Origin of the sequence: Morococcus cerebrosus (assembly GCF_022749515.1) — a bacterium.
GTDB lineage: Bacteria > Pseudomonadota > Gammaproteobacteria > Burkholderiales > Neisseriaceae > Neisseria > Neisseria cerebrosa.
This window is the reverse complement of record NZ_CP094242.1, coordinates 346,533-368,866: the sequence shown is the minus strand read 5'-3', so window position 1 is coordinate 368,866 and position 22,334 is coordinate 346,533. Positions and strand designations below refer to the sequence as shown.

Annotated in this window: 20 protein-coding genes and 1 pseudogene; 8 read left to right on the top strand and 13 right to left on the bottom strand. The window is 53.8% G+C overall.

The annotated features are described in order from the left end of the window. Nucleotides 1-124 precede the first annotated feature (124 nt). Both MON37_RS01710 and mog read left to right on the top strand, forming a co-directional pair. Nucleotides 125-3,805, top strand: coding sequence for a nitrate reductase subunit alpha (locus MON37_RS01710; protein ID WP_039406818.1), 3,681 nt, complete (start codon nt 125-127; stop codon nt 3,803-3,805). A gap of 377 nt (nt 3,806-4,182) precedes the next feature. Beyond that, nucleotides 4,183-4,761, top strand: a complete 579-nt coding sequence (gene mog / locus MON37_RS01705) for a molybdopterin adenylyltransferase (RefSeq protein WP_039406819.1) — start codon at nt 4,183-4,185, stop codon at nt 4,759-4,761. Between the two features lie 32 nt (nt 4,762-4,793). Here mog and MON37_RS01700 read toward each other — a convergent pair. Continuing rightward, nucleotides 4,794-5,586 (bottom strand): IS5 family transposase gene (locus tag MON37_RS01700; protein ID WP_234403659.1). Its coding sequence is split into 2 segments (ribosomal slippage): nt 4,794-5,321 and nt 5,323-5,586, totalling 792 coding nucleotides; the frame shifts between segments, so codons are not numbered across the junction. A 480-nt stretch (nt 5,587-6,066) separates the two neighbouring features. Between MON37_RS01700 and MON37_RS01695 the strand changes: the two genes are divergently transcribed. Next, nucleotides 6,067-6,873 (top strand): integrase core domain-containing protein, encoded by an 807-nt coding sequence (locus MON37_RS01695; RefSeq protein WP_242883746.1) that lies wholly within the window; start codon nt 6,067-6,069, stop codon nt 6,871-6,873. A 115-nt stretch (nt 6,874-6,988) separates the two neighbouring features. After that, nucleotides 6,989-7,099 (top strand): annotated as a pseudogene (locus tag MON37_RS12390) (IS5/IS1182 family transposase); the annotation flags it as partial. A gap of 22 nt (nt 7,100-7,121) precedes the next feature. Here the strand turns inward: MON37_RS12390 and MON37_RS01690 are convergent. Together MON37_RS01690 and MON37_RS01685 are read right to left on the bottom strand one after the other, a co-directional pair. Next, nucleotides 7,122-8,084 carry a beta-ketoacyl-ACP synthase III gene (locus tag MON37_RS01690; protein WP_039406055.1) on the bottom strand — a complete coding sequence of 321 codons (963 nt, stop codon included), beginning with the start codon at nt 8,082-8,084 and terminating at the stop codon, nt 7,122-7,124. 199 nt (nt 8,085-8,283) lie between these two features. Then, complete coding sequence (locus MON37_RS01685; protein WP_039406056.1) at nt 8,284-9,009, bottom strand: 16S rRNA (uracil(1498)-N(3))-methyltransferase; 726 nt, start codon at nt 9,007-9,009, stop codon at nt 8,284-8,286. A gap of 76 nt (nt 9,010-9,085) precedes the next feature. Between MON37_RS01685 and MON37_RS01680 the strand changes: the two genes are divergently transcribed. Next, complete coding sequence (locus MON37_RS01680; RefSeq protein WP_039406268.1) at nt 9,086-9,880, top strand: inositol monophosphatase family protein; 795 nt, start codon at nt 9,086-9,088, stop codon at nt 9,878-9,880. 453 nt (nt 9,881-10,333) lie between these two features. On the opposite strand, the gene MON37_RS01675 is transcribed toward MON37_RS01680, so the two are convergent. The 3 genes from MON37_RS01675 to purH form a co-directional block, all read right to left on the bottom strand. Beyond that, the gene (locus MON37_RS01675) at nt 10,334-10,927 is read right to left on the bottom strand and encodes a glutathione S-transferase family protein (RefSeq protein WP_016686666.1); all 594 of its coding nucleotides are present in this window, start codon (nt 10,925-10,927) and stop codon (nt 10,334-10,336) included. Nucleotides 10,928-11,045: 118 nt separating this feature from the next. Further along, entirely contained in the window at nt 11,046-11,759 is a 714-nt protein-coding gene (locus MON37_RS01670; RefSeq protein ID WP_016686667.1) for a helix-turn-helix transcriptional regulator, read from the bottom strand. A gap of 272 nt (nt 11,760-12,031) precedes the next feature. Then, nucleotides 12,032-13,612 carry a bifunctional phosphoribosylaminoimidazolecarboxamide formyltransferase/IMP cyclohydrolase gene (purH, locus tag MON37_RS01665; protein ID WP_039406067.1) on the bottom strand — a complete coding sequence of 527 codons (1,581 nt, stop codon included), beginning with the start codon at nt 13,610-13,612 and terminating at the stop codon, nt 12,032-12,034. Nucleotides 13,613-13,935: 323 nt separating this feature from the next. Between purH and MON37_RS01660 the strand changes: the two genes are divergently transcribed. Genes MON37_RS01660 through MON37_RS01650 form a run of 3 tightly spaced genes read left to right on the top strand, consistent with a single transcriptional unit; the run spans nt 13,936 to nt 15,642 of the window. Next, on the top strand, nt 13,936-14,601 hold the full coding sequence (locus MON37_RS01660) for a CsgG/HfaB family protein (protein WP_003741163.1): 666 nt from the start codon (nt 13,936-13,938) through the stop codon (nt 14,599-14,601). A gap of 13 nt (nt 14,602-14,614) precedes the next feature. Further along, the gene (locus MON37_RS01655; RefSeq protein ID WP_039406100.1) at nt 14,615-14,974 is read left to right on the top strand and encodes a DUF4810 domain-containing protein; all 360 of its coding nucleotides are present in this window, start codon (nt 14,615-14,617) and stop codon (nt 14,972-14,974) included. Between the two features lie 5 nt (nt 14,975-14,979). Then, complete coding sequence (locus MON37_RS01650; protein WP_372338598.1) at nt 14,980-15,642, top strand: DUF799 domain-containing protein; 663 nt, start codon at nt 14,980-14,982, stop codon at nt 15,640-15,642. A 279-nt stretch (nt 15,643-15,921) separates the two neighbouring features. On the opposite strand, the gene MON37_RS01645 is transcribed toward MON37_RS01650, so the two are convergent. From MON37_RS01645 to MON37_RS01615, 7 genes are all read right to left on the bottom strand, one after another. Further along, nucleotides 15,922-17,148, bottom strand: coding sequence for a chloride channel protein (locus MON37_RS01645; protein WP_039406104.1), 1,227 nt, complete (start codon nt 17,146-17,148; stop codon nt 15,922-15,924). 55 nt (nt 17,149-17,203) lie between these two features. After that, entirely contained in the window at nt 17,204-18,022 is an 819-nt protein-coding gene (locus MON37_RS01640; RefSeq protein ID WP_039406107.1) for a hypothetical protein, read from the bottom strand. Nucleotides 18,023-18,121: 99 nt separating this feature from the next. Then, nucleotides 18,122-18,985, bottom strand: coding sequence for a DMT family transporter (locus MON37_RS01635; RefSeq protein ID WP_039406109.1), 864 nt, complete (start codon nt 18,983-18,985; stop codon nt 18,122-18,124). Nucleotides 18,986-19,031: 46 nt separating this feature from the next. Beyond that, nucleotides 19,032-19,805 carry a glutamine amidotransferase-related protein gene (locus MON37_RS01630; protein ID WP_039406116.1) on the bottom strand — a complete coding sequence of 258 codons (774 nt, stop codon included), beginning with the start codon at nt 19,803-19,805 and terminating at the stop codon, nt 19,032-19,034. Nucleotides 19,806-19,836: 31 nt separating this feature from the next. Beyond that, a complete protein-coding gene (locus MON37_RS01625) occupies nt 19,837-20,076 on the bottom strand; it encodes a Fis family transcriptional regulator (protein WP_039406118.1) in 240 nt (79 codons plus the stop codon). A 410-nt stretch (nt 20,077-20,486) separates the two neighbouring features. Then, nucleotides 20,487-21,491 carry a tRNA dihydrouridine synthase DusB gene (gene dusB, locus MON37_RS01620; protein WP_052242814.1) on the bottom strand — a complete coding sequence of 335 codons (1,005 nt, stop codon included), beginning with the start codon at nt 21,489-21,491 and terminating at the stop codon, nt 20,487-20,489. 158 nt (nt 21,492-21,649) lie between these two features. Beyond that, nucleotides 21,650-22,300 (bottom strand): site-2 protease family protein, encoded by a 651-nt coding sequence (locus MON37_RS01615; protein WP_039406121.1) that lies wholly within the window; start codon nt 22,298-22,300, stop codon nt 21,650-21,652. Nucleotides 22,301-22,334: the final 34 nt, after the last annotated feature.

Below are 22,334 nucleotides of genomic sequence, written 5' to 3'. Positions count from 1 at the left end.
TTTTTTCTTTACGGCAACCCCTTTCGGAGCATATTATCTAGTCTTCAACTATTTTATATTGCAGACGTAGAAAACTATTCTGGTTACACATACCGACCGGAATAATAACCATAAGGAACCCGCCATGAGCCACTTTTTAGACCGACTGAAATTTTTCAGCCAAAAACATGAGCCCTTTGCCAACGGACACGGCGTACTGACCGAAGAAGACCGCAAATGGGAAAATGCCTACCGTAGCCGCTGGCAACACGATAAAGTGGTACGTTCCACTCACGGTGTGAACTGTACCGGTTCGTGCAGCTGGAAAGTTTATGTGAAAAACGGCCTGATTACTTGGGAAACCCAGCAGACCGACTATCCGCGCACCCGTCCGGATTTGCCCAACCATGAACCACGTGGCTGCCCACGCGGCGCGTCGTACAGTTGGTATGTTTACTCTGCCCAGCGCATCAAATATCCGATGATGCGCGGCGCGCTGGCTGAGCTGTGGCGCGAAGCGCGTAAAACCAAAGACCCGATCGAAGCATGGAAATGGATTGTGGAAGATCCTGAGCGCTCCAAATCCTACAAATCCCAGCGCGGTTTGGGCGGCTTCGTGCGTTCCAACTGGGACGAAGCTTATGAAATGGTGGCCGCAGCCAACTGCTACACCATCAAAAAATACGGCCCCGACCGTGTTATCGGCTTCTCGCCGATTCCCGCCATGTCTATGGTCAGTTATGCCGCCGGCGCACGCTATCTCGGCTTGATCGGCGGCGTACCGCTGTCGTTCTACGATTGGTATTGCGACCTGCCGCCTGCTTCACCGCAGACTTGGGGTGAGCAAACCGACGTGGCCGAATCCGCCGATTGGTATAACTCCAATTATCTTCTGGTCTGGGGTTCCAACGTGCCGATGACACGCACGCCCGATGCCCACTTCTATACCGAAGTGCGCTACAAAGGCACCAAAACCGTTGCCATATCTTCCGACTTCGGCGAAATGGCCAAGTTCAGCGATATCTGGCTGGCACCGCGCCAAGGTACGGATGCCGCGCTGGCAATGGCGATGGGGCACGTTATCCTCAAAGAATTCCATATCGACAATCCATCCGACTATTTCCAAGACTATTGCCGCCGCCTGACCGATATGCCGGTGCTGGTGTGCCTGAAGGAAGACGGCGAAGGCTACCGCCCCGAATACACCCTGCGCGCTTCTCATCTGAGCGACAACTTCGGCGAAGAGAAGAATCCCGATTGGAAAGTGCTGGCGTGGAACGAGAAAACCGACAGCCTGATGCTGCCCAACGGCTCCATCGGCTTCCGTTGGGATGGCAGCCAAAAATGGAATCTGGAAACCAAGGCTCAGAATGACCAGGATGTTCAGGCAGCCTTGTCGCTGAAGGCGTGCGCCGATGACGTGGTACGCGTTGGTTTCGATTACTTCGGCGGCGAATTCGACGAAGAAAAAACCTTCCGCAAAGTGCCGGTAAAACGCATCACCTTGGCCGACGGCAGCAGCCAGCTGGTGGCCACCGTATTCGACCTCCTGGTAGCGCAATACGGCGTGGACAACGGCTTGGGCGACGAGAACGTAGCCAAAGACTACTTTGACGACAAACCCTACACGCCGAAATGGCAGGAAAAACACACTGGCGTTGCGCCCGAACGCGTGATTCAGGTAGCCCGCGAGTTCGCCAAAAACGCGCACGATACCAAAGGCCGCTCGATGATTATCGTCGGCGCCGGCCTGAACCACTGGTATTACCTGGACATGAACTATCGCGGCCTGATCAACATGCTGATGATGTGCGGCACCATCGGCAAGTCCGGCGGCGGCTGGTGCCATTATGTAGGCCAGGAAAAACTGCGTCCGCAGTCCGGCTGGGCGCCGCTGACTTTCGCGCTCGACTGGCACCGCCCCGCGCGCCAGATGGCCGGCACGTCCTTCTTCTACAACCACACCGGCCAGTACCGCCACGAAACCGTATCCGCCGACGAGCTGCTCACGTCCGATGCCGGCGACGATATGCGCCGGCTGACCATGATCGACTACAACGCCAAAGCCGAACGCATGGGCTGGACGCCGAGTGCGCCGCAGTTGAAAACCAACCCGCTGGACGTTACCGATGCAGCCGAGGCGGCGGGTATGTCGCCCGCCGACTATGTGGTCAAAGGCCTGAAAGAAGGCACGCTGGACATGTCCTGCAACGATCCGGAAAACCCGAAAAACTGGCCGCGCAATATGTTTATTTGGCGTTCCAACATTTTGGGTTCTTCCGGCAAAGGCCACGAATATTTCCTGAAATACCTGCTCGGCACACAAAACGGCTTGATGAGCGACGAAGACGACTGCCTGAAACCAGCCGAAGTGAAGCAGCGGGAAGGCGTGGAAGGCAAGCTGGATTTGTTCACGCTCCTGGATTTCCGCATGAACACCACCTGCCTGTACGCCGACGTGATTTTCCCGACCGCCACTTGGTACGAGAAATACGATCTGAACACGTCCGACATGCACCCGTTCATCCATCCGTTTACCGAAGCGGTACAGCCTTTGTGGCAGAGCAGGTCTGACTGGGAAATCTACAAAGGCCTGGCCAAAAAATTCAGCGAGCTGGCCAAAGACTACTTGGGCGTACGCAAAGACATCGTGCTCACGCCGCTGATGCACGACAGCCCGCAGGAACTCGGTCAGCCGTTCGACCCGAAAGATTGGAAACTGGGCGAGTGCGAACCCATCCCGGGCAAAACCATGCCGGCCATGACCGTGGTGGAACGTGATTACGGCGCGATTTACGAGAAATTCACTTCTATCGGCCCGCTGCTGGAAAAAGTCAACAATAACGGTAAAGGTATGGCTTGGGATACCAAACATGAAGTTGAATTCCTACGTAAACTCAACGGCGTACAAGCCGAAGGGGTCGGAAAAGGTCAACCGAAAATCGAAACTGCCATTGACGCCTGCGAGATGATCTTAACCCTCGCTCCGGAAACCAACGGCCATGTTGCCAAAAAAGCATGGGAGGCCTTAGGCAAAGCTACAGGCCGCGACCATACGCATCTGATTAATGCCAGCGAGCACACGCAAATCCGCTTTCACGACATCGTCGCCCAGCCGCGCAAGATTGTTACCTCGCCGATTTGGTCGGGCGTGGAGAGCGAAGAAGTGTGCTACACCGCCGGCTATACCAATGTGCACGAGCTGATTCCGTGGCGCACGCTGACCGGCCGCCAGCAGTTCTACCAAGACCACAAGTGGATGCGCGATTTCGGTGCTGCTTTCTGCGTGTACCGTCCGGCGGTGGACACCAAAACCACCAAGAAGCTGCTGGGCAAAATGCCCAACGGCAATCCCGAAATCACGCTCAACTTCCTGACCCCGCACCAGAAATGGGGCATCCACAGTACCTATTCGGAAAACCTGCGCATGCTCACGCTTTCGCGCGGCGGCCCGCACGTGTGGATTTCCGAAACCGATGCCAAGAAAGCAGGGTTGGTGGATAACGACTGGGTGGAAGTGTTCAACACCAACGGTTCGATTGCCTGCCGCGTGATTGTGAGCCAGCGCATTCCCGAAACCATGATTCTGATGTACCACGCGCAGGAAAAACTGGTGCACACGCCTGCGGCGGAAACCACCAAAAAACGCGGCGGCATCCACAATTCGGTAACCAAGGCGGTATTGAACCCGACCCACATGATAGGCGGCTACGCGCAACTGGCGTACAGCTTCAACTACTACGGCACAGTAGGCTCTAACCGTGATGAATGGGTGATTGTGCGTAAAATGAGCAAAGTGGATTGGATGGACGAACCTGCAGGTTAAGGTCGTCTGAAAACTTAGTGAAGAGAAATGCCTGTCTGAAAGAAAACTTCAGACAGGCATTTTTTATTATCAAATTCTCCGTCAATAGGAAATAAAGCGGCTGAGGCAATTTATGCACAAGATTTCATTCATAGATAACTACTTGTTGAGCAAAAAATAATGAGGTGATAAACAGAATATCATCCTATTTGAGATTGAGTATATTTATAGAGAAATGATTTTTATAGACAACTTCTCAAACTAGCCTTTACCTGAAGGTCTGTATTTTAAGTCCTGCTATTTTGCACATTGCCAACACCCACAACAAATACAGCTAATCAGGTACAATGCAGTTTTCTATCTTTTGAGTCTGCTATTCTTTTGAGTCTGCTATTATCATGAACACACTCCCTACCATCACTATCGGCCTAATTTCCACCAGTGACCGCGCCAGCAGCGGCGTATATGCCGATGAAGGAATTCCCGCACTCAAAAGCTGGCTTGACAAAGCCGTCCTCAATCCGATCCGTTATGTAGAAGCCCTTATTCCTGACGATCAAGACGAAATCAAAAGCGTGCTTATCCATATGGCAGATGAAGAGCATTGCGATGTGATTTTTACCACCGGCGGCACAGGGCCTGCCCCACGCGACATCACCCCCGAGGCCACACAAGCCGTATTAGACAAGGAACTGCTCGGTTTTGGCGAACAAATGCGCCGTATCAGCCTACATTATGTACCCACAGCCATTTTGTCACGCCAAACAGCAGGTGTTCGTGGCAACAGCCTGATTGTGAATCTCCCCGGCCGACCGAAAGCCATTGCTGAAACATTGGGCGGCGTACGCTCGGAAGATGGCAGCATCATCGTACCAGGCCTATTCGGCGCTATTCCTTATTGTGTGGATTTAATCGGTGGTGATTTCATTGAAACCGATACCGCCATCTGCACCGCCTTCCGCCCCAAACAAAAATAAACTCCTTCCATATTTTTATTCTCAGAGCGTGTTCATAGTCTTCGTAGCAGGACTCCCAAGAAAGCCAAAGCTACCATTTGCAGACTGGTACTCAACTTACGCTCGCAGTTTTTCCAAAGCCGCCTGTTCTTTTCCAACCAGGAAAAGCTGCGCTCTACTACCCATCGCTTCGGCAATACTGCAAAACGGTGCAATTCGTTTCGTTTGGCAATCTCTACCTCCGCACCAATCAACTCCTGTACCGACGAAGCAAATGCCTTACCCGTGTAACCACCGTCAGCAAGGATTTTTTGTATCGCACCAAGATTATCCCGCCCACGTTCCAATGCCACCAGGCAGCCTTTTCTATCCGTAACATCCGCCGTCGTTACCGCAAGGGCATGCGGCAAACCTTGCGTGTCAACCGCTATATGTCGCTTGATACCGCTAACCTTCTTGCCCGCATCGTAGCCTTTTTCCATGGCGGTATCCGTGTTCTTCACACTCTGCGCATCAATAATCAGGAAAGTAGTTGCTTCATGGCGCCCCTGCTTGCGGTGCTCCGCAACTACCTGATTTTTTTAATGCTTCCTCAAGGATGCTGATGCCACTCTCGCGTGGTTCGGTCCATCTCTGGAAGTAGGAATGCACGGTGCGCCATTTGGGGAAGTCGCCCGGCAAAGCGCGCCAGGAGCAGCCAGTGCGTTGCAGGTAGAGAATGGCACAAAAGACATCGTACAAGTCCACCTGGCGTGGCGCTGTGCGTTTACGGGCACTTTCCAGCAGGGGAAGGAGAGGCGCAAATTGCTCGCGACTGATATCGCTTGGGTAGGTTTTTCTGTTCATGCCGATAGTTTACAGCAGAGGCTGAGACAATGAACACGTTCTCAGATACAGCTACTTCCGTTCCCTGACTGCTGCAATCATGCCCGCACAAATATTGTGGCAGTTTAACTCCCTAGTACAATATAAAATTAAAGCAACTATTTGCCTCACGTTTTCATAAACATAGAGAAGAATAAAAACAGCAAATTAAAAGTCCAAAATCATAAAGGTTATCTGAAAAAGCAAACTGCCCCCTACCTCTTTTCAGACGACCTCCAATTTTCACATTACTACTTTATATCATATAGTGAAAACCTAATTCATAGTCTGAGACCTTTGCAAAAATAGTCTGTTAATGAAATTTGACGCATAAAAATGTGCTAAAGAATTTTCAATTGACTAAAACCTTTTTGATATTGAGAAAAAAGTGGAAGAAATCAGAGAAGTTATTTGTAGAAACTAGTAGCGTTGTTTACAGTATTTCCAGGAGAATACTGAAACATGAACATGCACAAAAACACCCGCCTCACCCCGCACCACCGACAAGCCATTTGGCTGGCCTACACGCAGGGGAAGGAAAGCGTCACCTCCCTGGCACGCCGCTACCAAGTCAGCCGCGTCACCATTTACCGCGCCCTTAAAGCCGCAAGGGCCAAGCTGCTCAAACCGCAAACCAGTACCAACAACCGTTTCAAACAGGCAAAGTACGGAATGAAACGCCTGGCCAAGGTAGAACGCAGCATTCAGGAAAAACTCAAAAAGCAGGCCAAACGCTACAATAAATCCTACCCCGGAGAGCTGGTGCATCTCGACACCAAACGGCTGCCGCTGCTCAAAGGGCAGAAAGCCACCGATAAGCGGGATTACCTGTTTGTCGCCATCGACGATTTCTCTAGGGAGCTATACGCCGCCATTTTGCCGGACAAAACCGCAGACAGTGCCGCCAAGTTTCTGACCGAACACCTGATTGATCCCTGCCCATACCTGATTGAGTGCGTTTACTCCGACAACGGTACGGAATACAAAGGCTCGGCCAACCATGCTTTCGGTGTAGCCTGTTATGAGAACGGGATTGGTCAAAAGTTTACTCGGGTTGCCCGTCCGCAGACCAACGGTAAGGCGGAGCGGGTTATCCGTACCCTGATGGAGATGTGGCATGAGAAACAGTCGTTTGAGAGTCTGGAACATCGGCGAAAGGAGTTGTGCCGCTTTGTTAATTTCTATAACACTGTGAAGCCGCACCGCAGATTGAACGGCGATACGCCGTTTGAGGTCTTGCAGGCTTATTTTTCTCAACCTGTGGCGTAAACAACGCAACGTTTTCCTACAAATAACGACATGGATAACCCCTGCTTGAATTCACTATACGGACACGCATCCATCAAAAAAGTCGTCTGAAACCGCACCGGCGCAGTTTCAGACGACCTTCTATAGTGGATTAAATTTAAATCAGGACAAGGCGACGAAGCCGCAGACAGTACAAATAATACGGCAAGGCGAGGCAACGCCGTACTGGTTTAAATTTAATCCACTATAAGTTTGAAACAAACAAAAAATCAGTATTTCACCAGCACCGCGCCCCATGCGAAGCCGCCGCCTATGCCTTCGAGCAGCAGGTTTTGTCCGCGCTTGATTTGACCGTTTTGAATGCCGACATCCAGCGCGAGCGGGATGGACGCGGCGGATGTGTTGCCGTGTTCCTGTACGGTCAGGATGACTTTTTCCATGTCCAGACCCAAGTGTTTGGCGGTGGAGTCGATGATGCGTTTATTGGCTTGGTGCGGCACGAGCCAGTCGATTTGATCGGGGGTATAACCTGCTTCGCTGATGACTTCGTCGGCGATTTTTGCGAGCATTTTGACTGCGAATTTGAACACGCCCGGCCCGTCCATCGTAATGTAGGGCGAGCCGCAAACTTGTCCGTTGGCGATTTGACCGGGTACGTTGAGCAGGTCGAGGTAGTTGCCGTCGGCTTTGAGTTTGCTGTGGATGATGCCCGCTTCGTCGGACGCGCCTAATACTACTGCGCCTGCGCCGTCGCCAAACAAAACGCAGGTCGTGCGGTCGTTCCAATCCACGATGCGGCTGAACGTTTCCGCGCCGATGACCAAAGCCTTTTTCGCCATGCCGCTTTTGATGTAGGCGTTGGCGGTGGACAGGGCGTACATAAAGCCCGCGCAGACTGCCTGTACGTCAAATGCGGGGCAGCCGTTTGCTATGCCGAGTTTTTGTTGAACGATGGTCGCGGTGGACGGGAACTGCATATCTGGGGTAGCAGTCGCCACGATAATCAAATCGATTTCATCGGCAGCGACACCAGCAGCAACCAGCGCGCGGCGCGATGCTTCGGCGGCGAGGTCGCTGGTTTTTTCGCCTTCGTCTGCAATATGACGGAACTTGATGCCGGTACGGGTGGTAATCCACTCGTCGGACGTATCGACTTTTTTCGCCAAATCGTCGTTGCTGACGCGGTTGGCGGGAAGATAGCTGCCGGTACCTAAAATTTTGGCGTATTGCATGTGAAGGCCTTTGAGCGTTGATTCGGATAGTCGGCTATTGTAAGCGAAAACGGATGAATTGCCCAACGCTGCGAAGGCGTAAAACAGGTAAAGCGGGCAATGGCTTGAAAAACAAATATAAGCATATGATTTCAATAAAATTTACTTTTCAAACCATCTAGGGATTTACGCTTCCCATCCCGTTTTCAGACGACCTCGGTTACACAAAATCCCCCCAAAGCGTCTGCATCGCCGCAATCGCCGCCAGAGAAGCGGTTTCCGTCCGCAACACCCGCTTGCCCAGCGTTACCGACTGGAATCCCGCCTCAAACGCCAACCGCTCCTCCTCGTCCGTCCAGCCGCCTTCCGGCCCGACCATAAAAATCAGGTCGTCTGAAAACGGCTTGACGGTACGCAAACTCTGGGCGCGGTTCAAACTCATCAACAGCTTGGTCGTTTCAGACGACATCTGTTTCAAAGCCTCGCGGTAAGGCAGCAGCGGGCGCACCTCCGGCACGATATTCCTGCCGCTTTGTTCGCAGGCAGACACCACAATTTCCTGCCAGCGCGCCACCCGCTTGTCCGCCCGCTCGCCGCTCAGGCGCACGACGCAGCGTTCGCTGATCACCGGCTGAATTGCTATCACGCCCAGCTCCACACTTTTCTGCAAAGTAAAATCCATACGTTCGCCGCTCGATACCGACTGCACCAGCGTGATTTTCAGCGGCGATTCGTTGTCCGCCTCCTCCTCGCGCAACACTTCCGCACAGGCGCGGCGTTTCTCCAAAACATCCAAACGCGCGGGATACGCCTTGCCGTTGCCGTTAAACAAAACGACCTCCTCCCCGCAGCGCACGCGCAAAACATTTAAATGACGCACAACATTATCAGGCAGTTCAACGACTTGCCCCGCATATAAAGCATCAGGCAGATAAAATCTGGACATGGTTCTTCAAGTGAAAACGGATATAATAACGCGATTATACGATTTCGCACCCCAACCGCAAAAACAAGGACAAAAAGTGTTACACCGATTGCAAAAAGTCGTCCGGCACATCGCGCAAACCGAAGTCATGCCGCGCTTCCTGAATACCCCGTCGCACCGCAAAGAAGACGGCTCCATGCTCAGCGAAGCCGACCTTGCCGCCCAAACCGCCTTCGCCGCCGCCCTGCCCTTGTTGATCGACAGCCCCATGCTCGGCGAAGAAATGAGCGTACAAGAACAAACCACCCTCTGGAAACTACACGCGCATACCGACGGGCTGTGGGTCGTCGACCCCATAGACGGCACCAACAACTTCGTCAACGGACTGCCCCATTTCGCCGTTTCCGTCGCCTTCGTCAAAAACGGCCGCGCCGAACTCGGCATCATCTACAACCCCGTCAGCGGCGAATGTTTCTACGCCGAACACGGCAAAGGCGCATACCTCAACGGCACACCACTGCCCCTGCGCACCGTCGACAAAAAACTCAGCGAAGCCATCGCAGGCGTCGAAATCAAATACCTGCGCTCCGGCAAACTCACCAGCCGCATGAGCACGCTCGCCCCCTTCGGCACCATCCGCAGCATGGGCAGCAGCACGCTCGACTGGTGCTACCTCGCCAGCGGACGCTACGACGTTTACGTCCACGGTGGGCAAAAACTGTGGGACTACGCCGCCGGCGCGTTGATTTTCGAAGAAGCAGGCGGCAACCTGTCCACTTTGGAAGGCGACGACTTCTGGAGCGGCGAACACGTTTTCAAACGCTCCGTCATCGCCGCCCTGCAACCCGCCCTGTTCGAACGTTGGGAAAAATGGATACGGGAGAACCAATAAACAGGGCATTACCCGTCTATCCGTACATTCGGTACATTCAAATCAAGAGTACCCTTCCAGTCATCCCCGCTTTACATCTTATAGTGGATTAAATTTAAATCAGGACAAGGAGACGAAGCCGCAGGCAGTACAGTATAGTGGATTAAAATTGCAATGATACGGCGTTGCCAACGCCCTTATGTACTACCCGTACACGGCGGGCGTTGCCGCCTTGTATCATTTTTATTTTAATCCACTATAAATATTCGACAAAACGAAAAGGCTGAGGCCTTTGCAAAACCTCAGATTTAAATACAGTTCAAAGCCATAGAGCATCACAGAGAGCACGGATAATATTGAAATATTTTCAAGCGTTCGAGAAGCGCATGGCGAAGAAATGTGCCAAAGATGAGGATTTTGCAAAGGCCTCAGGCAGCCTGAAACTTTCAGGCTGCCTTTTTTGTGCCAACACCCCTATTTCTTAAGAACCTGCGCTGCCGGCCGCTGCAGATGGCGCTGCATATAGCTTGCAAACGGCTCAACGTTTGGCAACACTTGGGCGCGGAACATACCCCAAGCCAAGAGGGCGGTCAGGTATATATCGAGCGCGCTGAAATGTTGTCCCACGGCGTATTCGCGGCCGTCGGCCAGCAGGGTTTGCAGGGTATGCAGCGCGGTATCGAAATCGCCGTAGCCGAGGGAACGGCGCCATTCCTCGCTCTGCGGCACTTGACGCCAGCGGTCGAGAATGGCGTATTCGAGCTGAGAACCAAACGACAGCCAGCGGTAGTATTGCCCGCGCTCCGGCGTGCCAGCAGCCGGGATCAGCCGTTTTTCGGGGAAAAGTTCGGCCAGATAGGTGAGGATGGCGGGCAACTCGGTAATCACTTGCCCAGCATGTTTGATAGCGGGTACTTTGCCCATCGGGTTGATGGCTAAATAGTCCGCCTCTTTGAGCTGCGGGTAATCCAGCACCACGGTGTCGTAATCCGCGCCGCATTCGGCCAGCATCCAGCGTACATTGGTGCCGCGTGAAGGATTTGCAGTATAGAGGGTGATTTTGCTCATGATGTTTCCTTGTCCAATTGTGGGTGAGGTGTTTGCAGGCTGTCTGAAACCCAGTAAGGATACCTCATGGCTGTGTCAGTTTCTGTCAGCAGCATGGTCTTGGTCAAACCGCATCGCGCTAGCGGCTCAAATCAAACGCGCTCAAATCCAGCCCTTCCTGCTGCCGCCAGCGTTGCAGCAGCAGGCGGTGCGGCATGGGATAGGCTGCGCCGGTTTGAATCTGCGCGATGCGGTCGCAACGGAAATGGCGGAATGCCTGTCGCAAGGTGCACCAAGCCGCCAGAAGCCGCACGTTGTCCCAATAGCCCAACGCCACCGGCCACACCGTGCGTCGGCTGGCCTGCCCTTGCACATCGGTGTAGCTGAAACTGAGTATCTGCTCCTGCCGCAAAGCCTGCCGCACCTGCGCCAGAACGTGTTCTTCGTCGTGTCCGAACGTCGTCGCGCAGTTAATCGGATACACCGCATGGGCTTCTGCCTGCTCCGCCAAGCGCGCGGGCAGCACTGCGTGCACTTTACCCAACACCGAACGCGCCGCCTCCGCCATTTCGCCATCGGCATGCGCCGCCGCCCAACGCATACCCAACATCAATGCCTCCAGCTCGTTTTCGCTAAACATCAGCGGCGGCAGATTGCAGTCCTGCTGCAACACAAAGCCCACGCCCGCCTCCCCGCCAATCACCGCGCCCTGCCCGCGCAGTGTGTCGATGTCGCGATACACCGAACGCACGCTGATACCCAACTCCTGCGCCAGCAGCCGCGCACTTTTCGGATGGCGGCTGGCACGCAGAAGCTGCAAGAGTTTGAGCAGGCGGTCGGTGCGGCTGGGCATGGTGGGTCTCCTTGATTTCCTTTGAGGAAGGTGGGCAGTTTGTTTGATTTCTGAAATATGCGGATAACCGGGCAGCCTGATTGCCTACGCATTGTTGCATCAGGCATGGCCGTCATGGGAAGCGGAAGAGTAGCGGGTTCGGGCTTGAATGGGCAAAGGTTCCGATTCGATTTCGTTTACCACCAAGCGGTTAAGGAGTCATGGCAATTGCACCAAAGGTCGTCTGAAAATAGTTTTCAGACGACCTTTGTTCACATTATTTATTTCCCGAATCAATGCCTGAAATGGCGAACGCCCGTTACCACCATGGCGATGCCGTGTTCGTCCGCTGCATCAAAAACTTCCTGATCGCGCATCGAGCCTGCAGGGTGGATGATGGCTTTGATGCCCTGTTCGGCGATGACGTCCACGCCGTCGCGGAACGGGAAGAAGGCATCGGAAGCGGCACATGCGCCGTTGAGATCGAGATTGGCGTCCTGCGCTTTGCGGGCGGCGATGCGGGTGCTGTCCACGCGGCTCATTTGGCCGGCGCCGATGCCGTAGGTTTGACCGCCTTTGCCGAACACGATGGCGTTGGATTTGACGTATTTGGCGACGTTCCAAACGAACAGCAAATCGTTCCATTCCTGCTCGGTCGGTTGGCGTTTGGAGACGACTTTCAAATCGGCGCGGCTGATGCGGTGGATGTCGGGCGTTTGTACCAACAGTCCGCCACCGACGCGTTTGAGTTCGAAGCGGTTCGCGCCTGCTTCTAGAGGCACTTCCAATACGCGCACGTTTTTCTTGGCGGCGGCGATTTCGAGGGCTTCAGCGGTGAACTTTGGCGCCATCAAGACTTCCATAAATTGGTTGTCGGTAATCTGTTTCACGGTTTCGCCGTCCACTTCGCGGTTGAAGGCGATGATGCCGCCGAACGCGCTGGTGGTGTCAGTGGCGTAGGCGAGTTTGTAGGCGGTCAATGTATCGGCTGCAACGGCGACGCCGCACGGATTGGCGTGTTTCACAATCACGCAGGCGGGCACGTCGAAGGACTTGACGGCTTCCCAAGCGGCATCGGCATCGGCGATGTTGTTGTACGACAATTCTTTGCCTTGGAGCTGTTTGTAGGCGGCGAGGCTGCCTGCGGCGGGGTACACATCGCGGTAGAACGCGGCGCGCTGATGCGGGTTTTCGCCGTAGCGCATGTCTTGCACTTTAATCCAGCTTTGGTTGAACTGGCTTGGGAACTCGCCGATTTCGGGCGTGCCGCTCAAGACGTCGTCTGAAAGCGAGGTTAAATAGTTGGAAATCATGCCGTCGTATTGGGCGGTGTGGCTGAACGCTTTGCGCGACAGGTTGAAACGGGTTTTGTCGCTCAACGCGCCGCCATTGGCTTCCATTTCGGCGGCGATGGCGGGGAAGTCGGCGGTGTCGGTAACGATGGCGACGTGTTTCCAGTTTTTCGCGGCGGAGCGCACCATGGTCGGGCCGCCGATGTCGATGTTTTCAATCGCGTCTTCCAACGTGCAGTTTGGTTTGGCGATGGTGGCGGCGAAGGGGTAAAGGTTGACGCAAACGAGGTCGATGTTGCCGATGCCGTGCTCTTCCATCTTGGCGACGTGTTCGCCCAAATCGCGCCGCCCCAAAATACCGCCGTGGATTTTCGGATGCAGCGTTTTCACGCGGCCGTCGAGCATTTCGGGGAAACCGGTATAGTCGGCGACTTCAATCACGGGAACGCCCGCATCGGCAAGCAGCTTCGCCGTGCCGCCGGTAGAGAGGATTTCGACACCGAGTTTGTGCAGGGTTTGGGCAAATTCGACTGCGCCTGTCTTGTCGGACAGGCTGATCAGGGCGCGTTTGATGGAAGGCATGGGGATTCCTTTTAAACAGAGATTTATAACTGGAAACAAACACTTTCAGGGGCGGTATTATCCCCTAGTTTCGGCTTTTTAGCAGCAGTTTTCTGGAAAAATTGTTGACAATTTTTCGATAAAAAAGGTCGTCTGAAAACCGTGTTCATAAGTTTTCAGACGACTTTCGCATATCCAACTACTTAACATTTTTAAATAGTTTCAAAATTTCATACAGTTAAATCTTGCATACATTAACAAACAGCCATAGAATGCAAAATCGGTCGGATTGCATAATCTACCCTACAAAGTCCAAATTCCGAGTTACCCAGGAGTAATCAAATATGTACAGAAAATTCCTCTGCATTTTCGCAACCGCGGCCTTGGCAGCCGGCTGTGCGACCGAGTCTTCCAAAACCATCGAAGCCGTCAAAGTCAGCAGCTACAATACCCCTTATCACGGTGCGCGCGCGCCTATTTCCATCGGTAGCTTCGACAACCGCTCCACTTACCAGCGCGGCGTATTTTCCGACGGTGAAGACCGTTTGGGCAGTCAGGCGAAAACCATTTTACTGACCCACCTGCAACAGACTAACCGTTTCAACGTACTCAACCGTACACAATTGAGCGCGCTGAAGCAGGAAGCAGGCATCGGCGGCAAAACACAAGCCCTTAAAGGTGCGGATTATGTGATTACCGGCGATGTAACCGAGTTTGGCCGCAAAGATGTCGGCGACCATCAGCTTTTCGGGATTTTAGGACGCGGCAAATCCCAAGTCGCCTATGCCAAAGTAGCGTTGAACGTCGTGGATGTACGCACTTCCGAAGTGGTTTATTCAGCGCAGGGCGCAGGGGAATTTTCATTGTCCAACCGCGAAGTCGTCGGCTTTGGCGGCACTGCGGGCTACGATGCGACGCTGAACGGCAAAGTATTGGACCTGGCCATCCGCGAAGCAGTCAATAATTTGGTTGCCGGCATCGAAAGCGGTGCTTGGACGCCTGCCCGCTGAAAGGTCGTCTGAAATGGACAAACTCATCAAAACAGGCTGCCTGGGCGCATTCTGCCTGCTGCTTGCCGCATGCGGCAACCCTCAGCAGACCCTTTATTATTGGGGAAACAACAATGCCGATGTTTACGAACGCCTCAAAAGCGACGGCAAACCCCTAGGCGAACAAATCGACGCAATGGAAAAATATTTCCAGAAAACCCGGAGCGAAAATAAAAAAGAAGCACCCGGCACACACGCCCATTTGGGAATGCTGTTGAGCGAAGCGGGGCAGGATCAGTCGGCAGCGGAACACTTCGAAACCGAAAAACGCCTGTTCCCCGAATCTTCCGCCTTCATGGACTTCCTGTTGAAAAATAAAGGAGCCCGAAAATGAGCAGCCTGAAAACCGCCCTTTTTGCCTCTGCAACCGCTATCATACTGTCAGCCTGTTCCGCTACCGCGCCGCAGCCTTTCGACTATTCCGCATTCAGGGAAAGCAAACCCCGCTCCATTTTGGTATTGCCCCCCTTAAACGAATCGCCGGAAGTCAAGGCAAGTGCGGGGATGCTCGCCTCTTCCACGCAACCGTTGGCAGAATCAGGCTATTACGTGTTCCCGGTTGCCGCAGTGGCCGAAACCTTCAAGCAAAACGGTCTGGACAATGCGCACGACATCCATCAAGTCAGCCTTGAAAAACTCAATCGGATTTTCGGCGCGGATGCCGTACTCTATATAAAAATCAACCAATACGGCACCAGCTACCAACTCATCCAAAGCGATACCCGGGTTACGGCGGAAGCCAAACTGGTTGACGCGAAAACCGGAAAAGAGTTGTGGCACGGTTCTGCAACGGCTTCCAGCACCGAGAACAACAATACTGCCGGACAAGGCCTGCTCGGCGCAATGTTGAGCGCAATCGTCCAACAGATTGCAAGCTCCGTCGGTGACAAAGGATTCGATATTGCCCAAGTTGCAGGCACGCGCCTGCTTTCGGCGTCCGCGACGAACGGCATCATGTACGGCCCTTATTCGCCCCACTATGAAGCCCAGCCGGGTAAATAATCCCCAAAGCAAAGGTCGTCTGAAAACAAGTTTTCAGACGACCTTTTTTTCTGCTGCGACATTCTCAATTCCGATCCCGCCATCGTTTACAGCCGATTCACCTTGCTCTCGATATGGCACCCCGCCAGCTACCGCCATTTATAGTGGATTAACTTTAAACCAGTACGGCGTTGCCTCGCCTTGCCGTACTGTCTGTACTGTCTGCGGCTTCGTCGCCTTGTCCTGATTTAAAGTTAATCCACTATATCCTTTTTAAACAACTACTTTTCCCCGCCCTGCTTATTCAAACCCCATTTTCCTTGCCGTTGCCACTGCGCCCGCCATCGTGATGCACAAAGGCATCAGCAGAGCGGCGGGGGCGTAGGTGAGTTCGAGGATGAAGACTATGGCGGTTAGGGGCATTTTGAGGGAAACGCCGAGAAAAGCCGCCGCGCCGATGACGGCGGCACTTTCAGACGACATGGCGGGGAAGAAGGTGTTCCACGCGGCTGCGGCGGCAAAGGCGATGGTGCTGCCGAGCATCATGGACGGGGTAATCAGCCCGCCGTATGCGCCTGCGGCGAGTGCGAGCAGGACGACGAACCATTTAACGGCGGTCATTTCCAAGCTGTACCGCCAGTCGGTCATGCCGCCGAACGTAAGCTGGTTGCCCGCCTTGCCATTGCCCAGTATTTCGGGAAACCAAACGGAAACGATGCCGATAAAGGCAAACAAGGCAATCGCCAAAGGAATGATTTTCGGGTCGTTGCGCTTGAGGAAGGGAAATTTTTTGGCACTGCGCTGAAACCATACCGCCGTTGTGCCCAAAACGGGACCGATGGCGGCGGCAAACCACAGCAGCGGGATGTTCACATCGAGATGGGCGGGATGGTATTGCTGCACGTCGCCCAAGCCGATGCGGGCGACGGCGGTGGCGGTGACGGAAGTCAGCAGTGCGGCGGCCGCTGCCTGTTGCGTCCAAATGCCCAACATGGCTTCGAGGATGAAAAGTGTGGAGACGAGCGGGACGTTATAGACCGCCGCCAAACCTGCACCCGACGCGCAGGCGAGCAGCAGGCGCGTGTCGTCTTCGTCCAAACCCAAACGCCTGCCACCGACGGATGCAAACGCGGCGGTCATTTCACGCGGGGCGACTTCGCGTCCGAGCGGGGAACCGAGTCCGACGGTGATGATTTGCAGCAGCGCATGGGAAACGGTGGTCAAAAACGGCAGCACCTGCAAGGGCTGCTTCAAGGCTGCCTTGATTTCGATTTGCGGCCTACCGAAACGTTTGATCGACCACCAGCCGAACCCTACCGCGACGCCGCACAAAATCAATACGAGGATGCGGCGTTCAGACGACGTTTGAACCACGCCCTCCCGAAAGGAAACATGCCCGCCGCCCGTGCCGTAACTGTAAGCCGTGTGCTGGATAAAGTGCATAAGCTCCGTCAAGGCAATGCCGACCATGCCGCCGACGATGCCGGTGAGGATGAGGGCTATCCAAAGTTTGTGCGTATGTTTCATGGGGATTTTGTTTTTGAGACAGGGTTCGGCGGTTTCGTTAAAAAATCAAACGGCCTCAATTAACATTGAGCGGATAGCTTTTCGGCGCAACGTGTGTCTTGCCGTTGTAAGGAATCGCATATTTCTGATTTTTATAACGTTTTTTGCCATCCACCCCCTTTACCGTTGCGTTTAATGCCCATACGCCCGAGACTGAAGGACGGTTTTTGTCAAAAGCAATTTTCGCATCGATGCTGGTATAGCGGTCTTCACAATCGCGTTTTTCCCGCCCTTTGTATACATCGCAATTGCCATAATATGCGCCATTATCTTTACCATTCACAATGAAGCTGCGGCGGATACGGTTGCTATTATCGGTAAACAGAAAGTTTTTTCCAATTGTCGTTTCGCCTTGACCCGTATAGCCTGATTCGACGGCGTAGCCCCAGTTTTGCTCGCCCATCTGAACAAACTGCCAATCCTTATTCTCCGGCACATCCCCCCATGCGCCGAGTTCATCGCTTCCATGTTGTTTGATTGTCCACTTGCCGTCTGTTTTTTCCAAAACAAACAATTCTGCCAAGCCCGAAGAGGCATGCGCGTTCTGTTTTAATTTGTACTTCATATCATAGGCAAAACCCGTGTACAACACATAGCGCGTGGCTTTACCGTTGCGCGTTACGCTATGGTCGGCAACGGGTTTCATACAATACATAATATTGTCAGATGCTGTCTCACTGTCTTTCGGCGGCTCAGTAAGCTGACAGTTGTGCGCCGCAAGCGGTCGGTTGTAATACTGGGCAATAGCTGCTTGGACGGCAGCTTTGTCGTTATTGGGCGCAGCCGATGCCAAAACGGGGCTAGCGGCAAGCAGCAGGGCAATCATATATTTCATCGAAAATTTCCTGATATTTTTAAAACCACATTAAAACAAGATACTCGCGTACCTTCTCAGGTCGTCTGAAACCCGATTCACACGTTTTCAGACGACCCCTTACGCATTCTTTCCTCTGTTCGACAGCCATCCTGCGACAAACGTCGCGGCGATGACGATGAACACGCCCAAAGCGGACACGGCGGACAAATGTTCGCCCAGAATCCATACCGCCATGATGACGCCGACGACGGGTTCGAGCGAAATCAAGAGGCCGGAGACATTGGCAGGGACTTTGTTCATGCCCTTGTTCCATAAGAGATAGGCAAGCCAACTGCATCCCACCCCCAAATACAAAACCGACAGCACGCCGCCCCACGACCAGTGGACTTCATAGCTCTGAGCCAACACCAGTGAAAACGGCAGGCACAACACCGCCGCCGCCGCCATGGAAGCAGAAGTAAATGCGGGCGCACCGATGCGGGCAATCATCTGCTGGCTCGGCCGTATCACGCCGGCGAAACCGAATCCCGCAAGCAGAATCAGCAAACAGCCGAACCAATCGACCGCGCCGCCCTCTTCCGCACCGCCCAGCACCATCATCCCGATGCCGGAAAACGCCGCCGCCCCGCAAATCCAGTGGTAAATCTTGGCTTTATCGTTAAAAACGAAATGACCGACAAACACTACTAACAAGGGTTCCAGCCCGACCATGGTAATCGCGCTGGCGGCGGACGTGTATTTCAAACCGATAAACTGAAGCAGCAACACCACGACGTAGTTGATAAAGGCGATACACAACAACGGCTTCCACTCGCGGCGCGGAATCTTGCCGAAATGGCGGTAACAGGAAGGCAGCACCATCAACGCGGCAATCAACAGCCGCGCCTCGACCATCAGCGCGGCATCAAGCATCTCGTAAGTATATTTGGCGGCGATAAACGAGCTGCCCCAAATCAATAAGGAGAGTATTTGGTAAATCATGGCTCAAGTCGTCGGATAAAAGGATGCACTGATGAAAGGCGGGACATCACGCCCCACCCTGCCCCGATTCGGTCAGCGAATCCAAAAAGGCAAAGAGTTTCGCGTTCATCTGCGTAAAATCGAAACGCTCGATTTCATCGGGATGCTGTACATAAGCCTGCGTCCTGCTTTGCGCCGCCAAGTTTTCGCGCCCGTCGGCGGCAATCAAGAGACCGACGGCGGTGCGGTCAAATTCCAAATGCGCCTGAAACGCATAATGCTTGGGTGAGAAGCGGACAATCTGGCGCGGACAACCTTTGCTCGCCGCCAATACTGCCGCCCCATCCGTCAGTCCGGGCATATCCCCGTGCCAATGCCCCGCAAGGAAAGACGCGCCCAACAAGGCGGTATGCGGGTCGTTCAAACCTTCCTGCGTCAACTCGACCGGATACACGCCGATTTCGCGGTGCGGGCTACGCCCGTGCCGTGCGCCGTAGGCGACGGATAAAAGCTGCGCGCCCAAGCACACGCCGACAATGTACTTGTCCGCCGCCACCGCCTGACGCATCAGGCGCAGCTCGGCTTCAGGGTCGTAATACGGAAAAGCCTGCCTGTCTTCATCGGGCGACTGCGGCCCGCCCATGACAATCAGAAAATCGATACCGTCCGCGTTTTCGGGCAACGCTTCCGACTCATAAACCTTAGTCAACGCCGTACGATGCCCGCGCGACCGCGCCCAATCCCAATACGCGCCCGGCACTTCAAAATCCTCGTGCAGGATGAAATGGACGTTCAACGTTTTTCCCCGCGTACCGCCGTCATGGCGAAGTTCCTGCTTCATCAGTTTTCTCCCTTTGCAACAAGACCGATATTTACAGCAAACCGTGCTGCAACAGCTTCTTACGCAGCGTATTGCGGTTCAATCCCAAAATCACCGCCGCTTTGGACTGATTGCCGCCGCATTGTTCCATCACGCACGTAAGCATCGGCTTTTCCACTTGGTGCAACACCATGTCGTACACGCCGCAAGGCTCCGTACCGTTCAAATCTTTGAAATATTGTTGCAAATTCTGTTCAACGCATTGCGCAATATCGGGGATGGGCTGTTTCATAACATATCCTCCTTCGTTGTTTTTAAAGATGACAGGTCGTCTGAAATAGGTTTCAGACGACGTTTGTTGAGTTTATAGTGGATTAACTTTAAACCAGTACGGCGTTGCCTCGCCTTGCCGTACTATCTGTACTGTCTGCGGCTTCGTCGCCTTGTCCTGATTTAAAGTTAATCCACTATATATAGATAAATTGTTTTTTATTTCGATGAAACTGTGTTTTCAGACGACCTGATATTGCCGCCATTCCCGTGCAGGCGAAACCCGGTAATTTGAAGCTGCGTCAATTTCTGAACATTTCGGAAAAATCAAAGCCTGGATTCCCGCCTGCGCGGGAATGACGGTACGGGGTTTGCTTAATAATTCACGATGGCTTATCCGCTTTCCAAAAACAAAAGGTCGTCTGAAACGCCCTAACCTTCACGATAATCACACACCCAGCGGTCGGTTTTCTCTGAAAGCGTCTCAAGATAGGCGGCAAGGGTATCGTATTGTGCCGCTGCGCTGTCCAAGCGGTTGATGTCCCGGCGTGTCTGCTCGCCGTCGGGCATTTCTTCGATGTACCAGCCTATGTGTTTGCGGGCGATGCGTACGCCGGCGATTTCGCCATAAAACACGTGCATGGCGCGGATGTGGTTCAAAATGGTGACGTTGCACTCTGCCAAGCTCAAGGCAGGCGGCAAAACGCCGTGTTCGGCGTAATGTTTCAAATCGCGGAAGAGCCACGGCCTGCCTTGTGCGCCGCGCCCTATCATGATACCGTCGGCGGCGGTTTGTTTGAGGACGGCGGCGGCTTTTTGCGGCGAAGTGATGTCGCCGTTGACCCAGACGGGGATTTTCAGACGACCTTTGGTCTCGGCAATCAGATCATAAGCCGCTTCGCCTTTATACATTTGCGTGCGTGTGCGTCCGTGGACGGCAAGGGCGGCGATGCCGCAATCTTCGGCGATACGGGCGATGGCAGGCAGGTTCTTGTGGTCGTCGTGCCAGCCCAAACGGGTTTTGAGGGTAACGGGAACGTCCACCGCGCGGACGACGGCTTCGAGAATGGCAGCAACCAGCGGCTCGTTTTGCATCAGCGCGCTGCCGGCTTGAACATTGCAGACTTTTTTGGCGGGACAGCCCATGTTGATGTCGATAACCTGCGCCCCGAGGCTGACGTTGTAACGCGCGGCATCCGCCATCTGCTGCGGATCGCTGCCGGCAATCTGGACGGCAACGATGCCGCCTTCATCGGCAAAATCGCTGCGGCGCAGGGTCTTTTTGGTATTTCTAAGCGTCGGGTCGCTGGTCAGCATTTCGCACACCGCCCAACCTGCGCCAAAATCTCGGCAAAGTCGGCGGAACGGTTTGTCCGTAATGCCCGCCATCGGGGCGAGTGCAATGGGATTGTCGATAATGTAGCCGCCGATGCGCATGGTCAAACCGCCGTATGGAAAGGGCTGCCATTGTACAATTTTTAAGCAGGGTTTCCAATGAGATTTACTTTGGAAACAGGTAAAACAAAGGGCGCAATCATGCGCCCTGCGGGTGTGTTTAAGGTTTCAGACAACCTCTTTACTGTCTTGCAGACGATTCAGATTAACAAGGTCATAAAGAGGTACACAGCCGTCTGTATCAGTGCAACGATAGGCAGGATGATTTTTGCCAACAGCCCTGTGAACATCAATATTAGGACAATCCACATTCCGTAAGGTTCGATTTTGCGAAACTGCATGGACTGTTTGGCAGACAGGAAAGTATCGATAAAGATGCCGCCGTCCCAAGGCAGGATGGGAATCAGGCTGAAAGCGACCCAAATCGCGTTCACGATAACGCCGTATTGCGCCATTCGGACCAACGGTTCCTGATAGGATTCGGGCGCGTAAACGGCAAAGGCGGCAACAAAGCCCCAAAAGAACGCCAAAATCAGATTGGCAATCGGACCGGAAATAGAAACCCAACGCCAAGCGCGGCGCGGATCGCGGAAATTGCGCGGGTCGATGGGCATCGGGCGCGCCCAACCGAAGACGAACGGGGTCAGCAGCAGGCTGATTATGGGGACGACGATCGTACCTACCGGATCGATATGCGGCAGGGGGTTGAGCGTCAGCCGCCCGTATTGTTGGGCGGTACTGTCGCCCCAACGGAGGGCGGTATAACCACGCGCGACTTCGCGTATGGTCAGGGCAAGGAGGACGGGCGGAATCGCGAGCAGGACAGTGCCCAAGTCAAATTTTTGAAACATGGTTTTCCTTTGAAAGGTCGTCTGAAAACGACGG